Consider the following 12,296-nt stretch of genomic DNA (forward strand, 5'->3'; position numbering starts at 1 on the left):
AAGGCCGGGCAGGTCCGGAAGACACCCCGCTGCCCAATTCCGTGTCGTTACGGCCCCATGACCGCGTCCGGTATCCACATGACCAGTTGCGGGAAGATCGCGATCAAAATCAGCACCACCACATTTGCCAGCAGGAACGGCGCGGCCCCGACGAAAATCTTTCCGATCGGCATCCGGCAGATTGCAGCGCAGACGTTCAGGCAATTCCCCACCGGTGGCGTGCACGCACCAACCGCCAGACCCGAAACCATCACCACACCAAAATGCACGCCAGACACGCCCAGCTTTTCAGCGACCGGCAATAGAACCGGTGTCAGCAAAAGAATGGCGGGGCTAACGTCGATGAACGTACCCGCCATCAGGATCAAAATGGCTGTCAGAACCATGAAGGCGACCGGGCCAAGTCCGAGTCCCGAAACGAAATCGGCCAGTTGATTGGGTACACGTTCCAGCGCCAGAACAGTGATGAACACCTGACTGAATGCGATGATCATCATGATCTTAGCGGACATGATGATTGCGTGGCGCATGGCCCCCGGGAGATCTTTCAGAACACCAAAGCCGACAATGAACAATCCGATGATCAGGCCATACACTACAGCAGCTCCGGCTGTTTCGGTCGGGGTAACAAAGCCGAAGACGACGGAACCTACGATCAAGATCGGCATCAGTGCTACGGCGGCAGAACGTCTGGCCTGCCGCCCGGCTTCGGCCAATGTGAACGGTACGTCTTCGGTCGGGTAATCGTTCCTCTTGGCCAGCAACCACACGACGATCAGTTGAAGTAAACCAACCATGATACCGGGAATGATCCCGCCCAGAAACAGGCGACCGATGCTCTCTTCGGCAGCGACGGCGTAGATAATCATGGGAACAGACGGCGGGATGATCATGCCCATAGTGGACGAGGCAACCGTGATCCCCGCTGCGAAACTCTTGGGGTATCCTCGTTTCTCCATCTCAGGAATCAGCACAGACCCGATTGAAGCAGTATCCGAGGCGGAAGAACCCGAGATGCCGCCAAAGATCATCGAGCCCACGACGTTGACCAATCCCAGCCCACCTTTCAACCGACCGACGAAGAACATGGACAAGTCCAGCAGCCGCCGCGTGATGCCTCCGGAATTCATCACCAAGCCCATCAGGATGAAGAAGGGCAGTGAAACCAGCGGATAATTATTGATGCCGGAGAAGAAACGCTGAACAACGAACCCGGTCGCCGCAGGAGCCTCGATCAGGAAATACGCCAGTGACGCCAGCCCCAGAGAATAGGCAATTGGAACTCCGCAGACCAACAATATTCCAAGCGTGGCAAACAGGATCAACATGTCAGTCCTCCGGCATCCAGAGAACATCGATGGAATCCCGACCGCCCAGAGTCAGAACCACACGAACAAAGCAATAAAACACGGCAATCGAACAGGAGATCGGAACAATGATGAACACATAAGCCTGAGGCATCCCGAAGGGTTGCCACATGTTTTTGCCTGGCCCTGCGATCCAATCGATGGACAGCCAGACCAATGCCGCGTTCATCACTCCGACAAGGACAAGCCCTGCCACGTATAAGGCCATTTTGACGTAGTAGGGCATCATGTCGATGAAGAATGTGATTGCGATATGCTCGCGCTTCGTAATCGCGACGGCACCGCCCAAGGCCGAGGTGCAAAGAAACGCGATCTTGACCTGTTCGTCGACGCCGTAGATCGCCATGTCAAAGGGGCGCATCAGGACTTTGGTGACGACAATCACCAGAAACACCCCAAACAGCACGACCATCAACGCTTCGATAACGCGCGTCAGTACACGGTCAATTGAAGAGAGCGTATCCATAAACCGGTTCCGTTAAGAAGGGAATCCGGGCGCAGGGTAAGAGCGCCCGGAATTGCCGTTTCAGATCAGCCGCAGGACGCCGCTGCCGCACGGGCTGCGTCGATATCATCCATCGTGAAATGACCTGCGTCGATCATTTGTTGATAGACCGGCGCAACAGCTTCCTGGAAACCCGCCAGGGCTTCGGGCGTCAGTTCGTTGATCTCCATGTGCTTGCCGAGTTCGCCGACGATGTTCGTTTCAGCATCGCGATACAGCTTGTCCGACATCGCCATCGCTTCGACCGCAACCTCGTCAAAGGTGGCCTGAAGATCTTCGGGCAAACCGTCATACCATGCCTTGTTGACGATCAAAGGATCGGGGCCGGTCATGTGGTTCGACAGTGTCAGATACTTCTGGACTTCATGAATGTTAAAGTCCCAGATATTTTGCGGCGGGTTGTGCTGACCGTCGATCACGCCCTGTTTGAATGCCTGATATGCCTCTGAAAACGGCATGGCGACCGGAACAGACCCGATGGCCGTGCCCGTGGCGATCATCAGATCAGATTGCGGTTCGCGAATGCGCAGACCTTGCAGATCGCCAACCGAGGTTATTGGCTGAACGTTGTTGGTATATGCCCGGAACCCTTGGCTGATACCGGTGGCAGGGATGTGGTACCCGTTTTCCTCTGCACGAGCCTGCACTCCCTTGGTGAAGTCCGAACCGACCAGACATTCCATCTCATCCCAATTCGCGACGAGGAACGGCAACTGGTACAGGTTGAATGCCCCGGACGCGTCGGCAAAGAAACCGCCACGCGTGCCTTGCAGCAGACCGGCCGTCACCTGATCCATCATTTCACGCTCGTTACCAAGCGCGGCACCAAAGAAATTCTCGACTTCGATGCGACCGTCCGTACGTTTTTCAAGTTCGGTCTTGAACCAGTCCATGGACTGCGAACGGATTGATGTTTCCGGCTGCTCATTGCCATATTTAAAGGTGAAGTCCGCCGCCAGTGTTGTACTGGCCGTCATTATTAGGCCGGCAACCCCGGCCAGTAATTTAGCTGTGTAGGTCATGTTATCCTCCCTGAACGGGACTCGATCCCGTTGCATGACGTTGGGATAAGCCCCCTCACAATTCGGTGGCAAGAAAAACTGCATCAGATGACGGTAATGATGTTTTTTGATGTTATGTGAAGTTAATTTGAGGATGATTTTGATCGGAAATGATGTTAGCAGGGGCCTATGAGTGATGAAGCTGTAATAATCCCAAAGAAGGCACGCGTCTCCGAGATTGCGAGGATTGCGGGGGTCGGCACTGCTACGGTTGACCGGGTTTTGAACAACAGATCAAACGTAAAGCCTGAGACCCGCCAGCGGGTTTTGCAGGCCAAGAACGCGATCGAATCCGGCGCTCAATTGGACCAGCCTGCGCGACCCTGGCGGCTGAAGATATTTCTGCCAGAGGAAGCCGGGCCATCGACAGAATTTCTGGGCGACTGTTTCCAGAATGTTTTTACCAATGGCCGCGCCACTGTCGAGTGTGTGTTTTCCACGAAACTGGAACCATCTGTGTTGGCGCGAAAACTGAGAGCCTGCGCCGGGCAGGGAATTGATGCAGTGGGTTTTCAGGCTTTGGATGATCCGCGGGTGCGCGACGCTGTCGAAGAGCTGCACGGTTTGAATATTCCCTGCATACCTGTCGTCTCCGATCTGATCAGCCCAGTTCTGGGCCAATTTGTCGGGACGGACAACATGGCCGCAGGACGAACAGCGGCCTATTTTATGGGTCGGATGCTTCGGCAATCCGGAACTGTCGGTGTGATTTCCGGCGAGCAACTGTATCGCAACCATTCGGATCGCGAGATGGGGTTTCGGTCGGCCTTGCGAAGGGATTTCAGTCACCTCCGCGTTGTGGGCACTTATATCGGCCACGATGATGTGCAGGAAAATCGCGTGGTGGTGGGCCAGATGCTGGACGAACATCCTGGGCTGCTGGGCATTTATAACGTTGGCGGCGGCAACGAAGGCATTGTTGCGGCTCTGGCTGATCGCGATTTGACGGGAGAAATCATGCTGATCGGCCACAACCTTACGCCGAAGACGAGAAACTACCTGCTGGACGGATCAATGGATCTTGTCATTCATCAGAATATGCAACGGATCGCTGAACAAGCCGTTCAGACCCTGATCGCGACACTGGAAAACCGGCCCCATCAGGCTGAGGTCGTTCCAGTTGAAGTCATTACCCGTGAAAACATCAACGGCGCCACCTTCGGCTGATGCTCACAGGTTTTCAGATGTGCAGAGATCAAACGGAATAACTCCAACCTGTTCCTGAATTGGTTTTCCGGTCAGACACCGAGACATCATCTGAGTCACGCGATCTGCAACCTGATCCAGCGGGTTGTTAATCACCAAATCGATGCTGCCATCGGCAAGCGCGGCTTCGGTAACCGGTGTCCGTTCATGGCAGATGTAGACAACTTCCCGCGATTGCCCTGCCTCGCGCAGCGCTTTCAAGGCTCCGGTCACCCCGCCTCCGCAATGATAGATGCCGGAGAGGTCTTTGTTGGCCCGCAGCAATTCTGCTGTCGCTTCATATGCGACTGCGGCGTCATCCAGATACACCACAGAGTCCCGAAGAGGTTTCTGCGGTGCAAATTCGCGCATGTAGCTTCTGAACCCGGTCTCAAGCGCTTCGTGTCCAAGATACCTGTGCGACCCGATAAGGATACCAACCGCGCCTTCAGTTCGATCAAGACGCGCCATCGCCCAACCTGCCGTCCGCCCCGCTTTTCGACTGTCGATCCCGACATAGGCAGTAACGCGAGGCGAAGACAGCGGCGAGAGCAATGCAATGACAGGGACATCGGCACTGGCGATCGCACGATTGACCTCCGGATGGTCAATCGCAACCAAGCCTATAGCGTCTACCTTGCCGCGCAATTCGTCAATCGCAGTTGCAAGCTCGGACGGCGACAGGCTTTCTACATACCGGATCACAACATTTGCCCGGATACTGCGCAACTGCTCTGCTTTTTGCTGCAACTCGATTGCCAATTCGCGATAAAACCACTTGCTTTCTTTTTGAAGAATGAACCCCAGCCGTTTAGCTGGCGCCATCTCTTCAATTCGGCGCCGTAACAACCCTGCCGAGCGATACCCCAACGCGTCTGCCGCTGAAAGAACCCGCGCAGAAGTCGCCGCAGTAACCGGCGCGCGCGCATTCAGAACGCGGTCTACTGTTGCGACGCCTACCCCCGCCTTTTCTGCGACGTCTTTGAGTGTGACACGGGCCATAGCACGCTCCATGATAAAACGTATCATCTATTTTACAGAATATTCTGAGAGAAATGATAGAAAATATCACGACAGGTTTGACGATTCAGGCGCCCTTCGGTTCTGCTCGGCAACAGCTATGTAGAAAAGGAACCTGATGTGTCGAAGGACAATACCCTTCCCTGGCGGGATTATTCGCTGACGGGCCGGGACAGCGGTCCAAGCTTTGCACCTAAACAGTGGTATTCTACTCCAGTCCCCCGGAAACGGATGAAGGAACTGATGAAGCGCCGCGATGCTCCGGCCCTGATCGACTATGGGATCTGGCTGGGATTGGTGTTGGTAACCGGAGCTCTGGTCGTTCTGACCTGGGGTACGTGGTGGGCAGTGCCGACTGTCATCCTCTACGGGGTGTTTTATGGATCCTGCGCCGACAGCCGTTGGCACGAGTGCTGCCATGGGACTGTTTTCAAAACGCCATGGCTGAACACCGCAGCCTATCAGCTGGCCTCATTTATGTCGCTGAAAAACCCCTATCTTTGGCGGTGGAGCCATACACGCCATCACACGGATACGGTGATTGTCGGAAAGGACCCCGAGATTGCGTTTCCCCGGCCTCCGCATCCACTCAACATCCTATGGAACATGCTGCATCTGCAATCTGGCTGGAATGAATTGAAGAAGATGTTTTGGTTGTCGGCTGGTCGTTTGACTAAAGATCAGAAAACCTTCCTCATCGAAGCCGACCGTTCTAAGGCGTTCTTGGCGTCGCGTGTTCACCTCGCAATCCTCGCGATGACATTTGCTTTGGCAATGGTGCTGCAATCATGGCTGCCCATTGTGCTGATCGGCGGACCGACGTTTTATGGTTCGTGGCTGCATCACTTGCTGGCATCTCTGCAGCATGCCGGTTTGGCAGAAGACGTCCCGGATCACCGATTGAACTCGCGAACCGTCTACATGAACTGGTTCTTCCGCTTCGTGTATTCGAACATGAACTACCATGTGGAACATCACATGTATCCCATGGTGCCGTTCTACAATCTCCCGGCCCTGCACGAAGAAATAAAAGTCGATTGCCCACCAGCTTACGCGGGAACAATGACCGCATTTCGCGAAATGCTCCCGGCCATTCTGATCCAGCGGCGCGATCCGTTCTACTTTGTCGACCGCAAGCCGCTGCTGCCCAAGGACGCTAACCCCAGCCCAGAATACACTCGGCCAACAGCCATAGCGGTCGAGTGACCCAATCCCCGGAATACAGGAAAGCCCATGACGAACTGGACCCGCGCCTGCGCTTGCGATGACATCGAAACCGAAGATCTAATCCGTTACGACAATGGCGATCGTACCTTTGCCATCTACCGAAGCCCCGAGGACGAATTTTACTGCACCGACGGCCTGTGCACCCATGAAGAAGTGCATCTGGAAGACGGTCTGGTCATCGATCATCTGATCGAATGCCCCATGCACAACGGCCAATTCGACTATCGCACCGGCGAGGCAAAGCGCTCACCGGTCTGTGTGAATCTGAAAACCTACCCCGTTAAGGTCGAAGGCGGAGATGTCTTTATCGATATCGGATGATACCATGAAACGGATCTACGACTGGGACGCGAAGTTCTCACTTAGAAACTACACCGCTTCCGACCTTCGTGCGCTGAAGGGTATCCGCAAGCTGGTTCAGACAACGGCGAATACAACCGAAGAGGCAGCAGCCGCGAAAGATGCCGGAATTGACTTGATCATGGGCAATGCCCACAACACCTCCACCGTGCGTCAAGGCGCGCCTGAATTGTTCTTCACCGCTGCACTCGGTCTCCCGGACTTTGCAACCGAAAGTGACGTGCTGACCGCCGCGTTTGCAGCCATGAAAGATGGTGCCGACAGCATCTACACGGCAAGAGGGCCGCACATTGTTGAACTTTTGGCGCGCGAAGATATCCCTGTGATGTGTCATCTTGGCCTGGTTCCTCGCAAATCCACTTGGCGGGGCGGCCTGCGTGCCGTTGGTAAAACTGCGGACGAGGCTTTCGCGCTTTGGAATGCGTTCCGCACAATGGAAGATGCCGGAGCCTTTTCGGTAGAGGCTGAAGTTATCTGTGACCGAGTATTGGCTGAGATTTCCGCCCGCACATCTCTGATTACATCCTCGCTCGGATCGGGCCCCAGTGCAGACATTATCTATCTTTTTCAAAATGACATATGCGGAGAGCAACCCGAAAGCCCGCGCCATGCACGTGCCTTTGGCGATCTCAATTCACTGTATGAACAGATAAAACACCACCGCCGAGTTGCACTTTCAGCGTTCAGGGACTCTGTTGAAGAGGAGCAATTTCCAGGCCCAAGCGAATGCGCAACAATCTCAGACGCGGAGTTTGAGAGTTTTTTTGAGCGACTAAAATGATTTTTGGTCAAGGAATGCTGAACCCAGATCCACATTTTGAAAGCCGGAATTATTACCCATCGGTAATAGATGTACGTTGGTCACCTTTGGCGACGACTAGTAAAGAAGTTTGCAATCGCAGTGAAAGTCCCTTTCCCGCCCGACCTGCGGGGGGTCGCCGTCGCGATCCGCCAGCAGTTGTCGTTCGAGCAACCGCAGCGAATTCGGACTTTGTCCCGCGTTTTTTCCGTCCACATGTGACGCATCGGAGGTCCGGAGAGCGGGACAAAACCGTCATTGGCGTTCGTGATCTGAACGGCCGCTTTTTGTCCTTCGCGCCGGCGGCGAAAAACAGCAAAAGGATAAACCGGACCTTCGCTGGTCTCGCGAAAAGCCATTCCCAGTCTTGCTTAGCGGTCATTCGACGACGTCTGCATGAATTGACCTATTGGTCCGCTTGAGCACGCAAACAGAGAAACCACCAGACGGTGTCCGCCTGGCTATCTCATCAGGATGTTTGATTGCCGATTTCGCGGCTTTGCAACCCGCTTCGCGATTGCGGCACAACTCTGTCGCGGCCTGTCCAAGAGACTTCATTGTTTTCGAATAGTGAGTGGTAACCTATTATGGTGTTGTTAAATATGTAAAATCCCTTTGGGCGCAGGAGTCCCAACGGTATTGTGAATATTTATGCTTTCTAAATATACAAATTCTCCTCTCAATCTTCACCGCTATGTTAGCGTTATCGCTTTGAGATTGACGCTTGTTCTTACCGGTTAGCCGGCACCCAGCACAATTTGCGAAGCATTTAGCGTTGCCAACCCAATTGGACCGGCAGCCAAGGAACATACACTGGAGGAAATATGTCCCTTTTTCAGACCATTACCCGTAGAGCCGCCTTGCTTTCTGTCGCCGCTGTCGCACTAACTGCCGGGACAGCGTATGCAGGCGATGTCAAAATTGGCTTTCTGCTGAAAACCATGCAGGAAGAGCGCTACAAGCGTGACCGCGCCGCGTTCACTGCGAAAGCTGAGGAACTGGGCGCCGAAGTTATCTTTGATTCAGCGAACAATGACGAGCTGACCCAGCTGGCAAAGTTTGAAAACATGCTCGCCAAGGGAGCAGATGTCATCGTGTTGCAGCCGGTGAATACCGGTACTGCCGGTAGCATGGTCAGCATGGCAAACAGCGAAGGTGTGCGCGTTGTCGGGTATGACTCGATGCTTGTGGACGGGCCGCTGGATGCGATGGTGATGCAAGACAGCTGGGCCGTGGGCCGCCTGCAAGGCGAAGCCATGGTCGAATGGCTGCAGGAGAAGAACGGAGAGGTGTCCGGCAAGGTCGCTCTGATTCAAGGTCAACCCGGCGACTCCAACGCGATTGCCATGAGCAGCGGTGTGTTGGAGATTGTCAAAGCGAACCCGGGGTTGGAACTGGTAACAAATCAGGCGCATGAAGGTTGGTCCTCGGAAAAGGCCATGGCGACTGCTGAGAACACGCTCACCTCGAACAGCAACAGCATCGACGCTTTTATCGCCAACAACAGCGGCATGGCCCGTGGTGTTATCGCGGCATTGGAAGCACAGGGGCTGGCGTCATCAGACAAAGTGTTTGTAGCCGGATCTGATGCCGACTTGGCCAATATCCAATATGTTGCGCAAGGCAAGCAAGCCGTTGAAATCTGGAAGCAGATTGATCCGTTGGCAGAAACTGCGGCAGAGGTGGCGGTCGCTTTGGCTGCCGATCCCAACACCGCGCCCGCAGATCTGGTCAAAGTGGACAAGGTTATCAACAACGGTTTCGCCGATGTGCCGACAATCGTGACCCCGATCACGCTTGTGACACAGGACAACATCGATGACACGATCATCGCTGGCGGTTTCTACTCTAAAGAAGAAGTCTACGGGAACTGATCCCCGGGACCTTTTCCTGAAGGAGGGCGTTTCGCCATCTGGCTCCCTATGCGTGTACTCCCCGCGCGCGGCTTCATGGTGCCCTCCTTCCTTAAACCCCTTGCGGCAGGATTGCCGGTCGGGGTGGGGAATGTCCGAAACACCTTTCTGAATGTGATGGGAAAAAGCATGTCTGAAGTCGTCCTGAAAATGCAGGGTATCATCAAGGATTTTCCCGGAGTTCGCGCCTTGAACAATGTCAATTTCGAAGCCCGCTCGGGTGAGCTTCTGGCGTTGATGGGAGAAAACGGAGCGGGCAAATCCACGTTGATGAAAGTGCTCAGCGGCGTGTGGCCGTATCCGACCTACGAAGGCGATATCTTTCTGCGCGGCGAAAGAGTCCGGTTCGCGAATACGAAAGAGGCCGAGGCGGCCGGCATTGGCATCATCTATCAGGAACTCAACCTAATCCCCGGCCTGTCTGTCGCCGAAAACATCTTTCTGGATCGCCAGTTCACCGATGCCAAGGGCAGGATCAACTGGAACCAGACCTTTGCCGAAACCCAGAAGCTGCTGACCGAACTGGGCATCAATGACATTCGCCCGACCGATCTGGTGCAGAACATCACTGTGGGCAAACAACAGATGGTTGAGATTGCCAAAGCTTTGTCGCTCAAGGCAGAGATACTGGTGTTAGACGAACCGACATCGGCGCTGACGGATAAAGAGGTCAAGGATCTCTTCCGTATCATCCGCAAGCTGAAAACCGATGGGGTCTGTATGTGCTACATCTCGCACAAGATGGAAGAGATCGAGCAGATTGCCGACCGGATCGCAGTTCTGCGCGATGGCCAGACCATCGGTGACGTCACTCCGATCGCGGATATCACGCTTGATCAGATCATCGCCCGAATGGTCGGGCGCGACATCAAGGATATGTTCCCCAAGGTCGATTTCACGCCCGGTGAGGTGACCTTGGAGGTCAACGATCTGTCCGTCACAAACCTCGACCTGCCCGGCAGCTATCTGGTCAAGAACGCCAGCTTCGTTGCCCGCAAAGGCGAGATATTGGGCATCTCCGGGCTAATGGGCGCGGGCCGGACCGAGCTGGTTGGCGGTGTATTCGGTGCCTATCCAGAACAGACCACCGGTGAAGTGAAGCTGAACGGGCAAAAGCTGGACATCAAATCGCCGAAGGACGCCATTGATGCCGGCATCGCGCTGCTGACCGAAGATCGTAAGGCTTTGGGGCTGTTTTTGGACAAATCCATTTCCTTCAACACGACGATTTCCTCGCTTGAGATGATCAGTTCAAAGGTTCTGGGCATTATCAACACCCAGCAGGAGCGCAAAATCGTTAAGGAATATGTCGACCAGTTGGGCGTTAAAACACCGTCGATTGACACGGTCATCGGTACGCTGAGCGGCGGCAACCAGCAGAAGGTCATTCTGGGTAAGTGGCTGAACTCGCGCCCGGATGTGTTCATCCTGGATGAACCTACCCGCGGGATCGATATCGGCGCCAAGGTCGAGATTTACAAGCTGCTGAACGAACTGGTCCAACAAGGTGTCACCGTCATCATGATTTCATCAGAACTGCCCGAGGTTTTGGGCATGTGCGACCGGATTCTGGTGATGTGCGAAGGCGAGATCGTGTCGAACTTTGAACGGGACGACGCGAAGAAAGAAGCAATCATGGCGTATGCCACCGGCAGCGCATAAGGGAGGAAGCAAATGAGTGCTGACAGCAACGTTGCAGGTGTTGGCGTCAATGGCGCCAAGGAAAACCACCTGATAAACTTCATAAAGGACAACGCGACGCTAATTGCGTTGATCGTGCTTGTCGTCGGGCTCAGCTTTGCCGACGATGCATTTTTCACCGCGAGGAACCTTAGCAACCTATCCCGTCAGGTTACCATCATCGGGATCATTGCCGTAGGCATGACCATGGTCATTCTGATTGCGGGAATTGACCTATCCGTTGGCTCAGTCGTCGGGTTATCAGCGGTCGTCTGTACGCTCATGATGCAATGGGGCGTGCCGACAATATTGGCGGTACCTGCAACTCTTTTGATCGTGGGTGTTGGAATAGGTCTGTGGAACGGGTTCTGGATAGCCAAGTTCAACATACCCCCATTCATCATAACCCTTGGAATGCTGACCATCGCACGCGGTCTGGCACTAACCCTGACCAACGGCAGTTCTGTCCCGGTAACGAGTAATGTGTTCCCATTGATTGGTGGGGCTTATATCCCGCCGATGATGTCCAGTATCGTGCTGATCGTGTGTGCTGCGCTTGCTGTTTATTCGATCTTCCGGGACGTTCAACAAAGCAAAGCTCACGGCGTCGAAGTGAATATGCAGGAACTGTTGGTCAACGGGGCAGTAATGATCGGCGGGTTTGCTTTGGCCTTCCACGTGTTCACCAGCTACAAGGGGATCCCCGTTCCTGTTGCGATCTTTGCAGTCATTGCGTTTGCCGGGATCTATACGCTGAACAGCACCCGCTTTGGTCGCCGCCTCTATGCGCTTGGCGGAAACGAGGATGCGGCTCGCCTGTCCGGCATCAACGTCGTCCGCACCAAGATGATTGTCTATACGGTCATTTCGGTTCTGTCGGCGCTGGCTGGTATCATCCTGGCCTCGCGTCTGAACGGTGCCTCACCCAACCTTGGAACCATGTTTGAGCTTGATGCGATTGCAGCGGTCGTTATCGGCGGTACCAGCCTGGCGGGTGGTTCTGGCAAGGTGAGTGGAACCATCATCGGTGCCCTGCTGATCGGGGTCCTGAACAACGGCATGAGCCTGCTTGGTGTGGTCACGTTCTATCAGTTGATCATCAAGGGCCTGATCATCATCCTCGCCGTCTGGTTCGATGTGATGCAGAAGAAATAATGTTGCTGGCCTGCCCCCGGTCCC

At 54.6% G+C, this 12,296-nt stretch carries 11 protein-coding genes; 7 read left to right on the forward strand and 4 right to left on the reverse strand.

What is annotated here, in order from left to right:
- Positions 1–47 precede the first annotated feature (47 nt).
- From ACR0K5_RS03815 to ACR0K5_RS03825, 3 genes are all read right to left on the reverse strand, one after another.
- On the reverse strand, positions 48–1,328 hold the full coding sequence (locus tag ACR0K5_RS03815) for a TRAP transporter large permease (RefSeq protein ID WP_480536364.1): 1,281 nt from the start codon (positions 1,326–1,328) through the stop codon (positions 48–50).
- A gap of 1 nt (position 1,329) precedes the next feature.
- Positions 1,330–1,833 (reverse strand): TRAP transporter small permease, encoded by a 504-nt coding sequence (locus ACR0K5_RS03820; RefSeq protein ID WP_480628394.1) that lies wholly within the window; start codon positions 1,831–1,833, stop codon positions 1,330–1,332.
- Positions 1,834–1,898: 65 nt separating this feature from the next.
- Positions 1,899–2,894 (reverse strand): TRAP transporter substrate-binding protein, encoded by a 996-nt coding sequence (locus ACR0K5_RS03825; protein WP_480628395.1) that lies wholly within the window; start codon positions 2,892–2,894, stop codon positions 1,899–1,901.
- A gap of 168 nt (positions 2,895–3,062) precedes the next feature.
- Here ACR0K5_RS03825 and ACR0K5_RS03830 point away from each other — a divergent pair, with 168 nt between their 5' ends.
- Positions 3,063–4,100, forward strand: a complete 1,038-nt coding sequence (locus ACR0K5_RS03830) for a LacI family DNA-binding transcriptional regulator (RefSeq protein WP_480628396.1) — start codon at positions 3,063–3,065, stop codon at positions 4,098–4,100.
- 3 nt (positions 4,101–4,103) lie between these two features.
- On the opposite strand, the gene ACR0K5_RS03835 is transcribed toward ACR0K5_RS03830, so the two are convergent.
- Positions 4,104–5,147 (reverse strand): LacI family DNA-binding transcriptional regulator, encoded by a 1,044-nt coding sequence (locus ACR0K5_RS03835; RefSeq protein WP_480628397.1) that lies wholly within the window; start codon positions 5,145–5,147, stop codon positions 4,104–4,106.
- A 111-nt stretch (positions 5,148–5,258) separates the two neighbouring features.
- On the opposite strand from ACR0K5_RS03835, the gene ACR0K5_RS03840 reads away from it, so the two are divergent.
- From ACR0K5_RS03840 to ACR0K5_RS03865, 6 genes are all read left to right on the forward strand, one after another.
- Positions 5,259–6,344 carry a fatty acid desaturase gene (locus ACR0K5_RS03840; protein ID WP_480628398.1) on the forward strand — a complete coding sequence of 362 codons (1,086 nt, stop codon included), beginning with the start codon at positions 5,259–5,261 and terminating at the stop codon, positions 6,342–6,344.
- 27 nt (positions 6,345–6,371) lie between these two features.
- Positions 6,372–6,686: a MocE family 2Fe-2S type ferredoxin gene (locus ACR0K5_RS03845; RefSeq protein ID WP_170680686.1), complete on the forward strand. Its 315-nt coding sequence runs from the start codon at positions 6,372–6,374 to the stop codon at positions 6,684–6,686.
- A gap of 4 nt (positions 6,687–6,690) precedes the next feature.
- A complete protein-coding gene (locus tag ACR0K5_RS03850) occupies positions 6,691–7,506 on the forward strand; it encodes a 3-methyl-2-oxobutanoate hydroxymethyltransferase (protein WP_480628399.1) in 816 nt (271 codons plus the stop codon).
- Positions 7,507–8,348: 842 nt separating this feature from the next.
- Entirely contained in the window at positions 8,349–9,398 is a 1,050-nt protein-coding gene (locus tag ACR0K5_RS03855) for a sugar ABC transporter substrate-binding protein (protein WP_480628400.1), read from the forward strand.
- Between the two features lie 48 nt (positions 9,399–9,446).
- Positions 9,447–11,099: a sugar ABC transporter ATP-binding protein gene (locus tag ACR0K5_RS03860; RefSeq protein ID WP_480628401.1), complete on the forward strand. Its 1,653-nt coding sequence runs from the start codon at positions 9,447–9,449 to the stop codon at positions 11,097–11,099.
- 12 nt (positions 11,100–11,111) lie between these two features.
- On the forward strand, positions 11,112–12,272 hold the full coding sequence (locus tag ACR0K5_RS03865; RefSeq protein ID WP_217354249.1) for a sugar ABC transporter permease: 1,161 nt from the start codon (positions 11,112–11,114) through the stop codon (positions 12,270–12,272).
- Positions 12,273–12,296 lie beyond the last annotated feature (24 nt).

The organism is Ruegeria sp. AB9 (assembly GCF_056542585.1).

Coding starts and splice junctions, on each gene's coding strand:
- ACR0K5_RS03815 (WP_480536364.1), bottom strand. CDS start 1,328: ATGTTGATCCTGTTTGCCACGCTTGGAATATTGTTGGTCTGCGGAGTT.
- ACR0K5_RS03820 (WP_480628394.1), bottom strand. CDS start 1,833: ATGGATACGCTCTCTTCAATTGACCGTGTACTGACGCGCGTTATCGAA.
- ACR0K5_RS03825 (WP_480628395.1), bottom strand. CDS start 2,894: ATGACCTACACAGCTAAATTACTGGCCGGGGTTGCCGGCCTAATAATG.
- ACR0K5_RS03830 (WP_480628396.1), top strand. CDS start 3,063: ATGAGTGATGAAGCTGTAATAATCCCAAAGAAGGCACGCGTCTCCGAG.
- ACR0K5_RS03835 (WP_480628397.1), bottom strand. CDS start 5,147: ATGATACGTTTTATCATGGAGCGTGCTATGGCCCGTGTCACACTCAAA.
- ACR0K5_RS03845 (WP_170680686.1), top strand. CDS start 6,372: ATGACGAACTGGACCCGCGCCTGCGCTTGCGATGACATCGAAACCGAA.
- ACR0K5_RS03850 (WP_480628399.1), top strand. CDS start 6,691: ATGAAACGGATCTACGACTGGGACGCGAAGTTCTCACTTAGAAACTAC.
- ACR0K5_RS03855 (WP_480628400.1), top strand. CDS start 8,349: ATGTCCCTTTTTCAGACCATTACCCGTAGAGCCGCCTTGCTTTCTGTC.
- ACR0K5_RS03860 (WP_480628401.1), top strand. CDS start 9,447: ATGCGTGTACTCCCCGCGCGCGGCTTCATGGTGCCCTCCTTCCTTAAA.
- ACR0K5_RS03865 (WP_217354249.1), top strand. CDS start 11,112: ATGAGTGCTGACAGCAACGTTGCAGGTGTTGGCGTCAATGGCGCCAAG.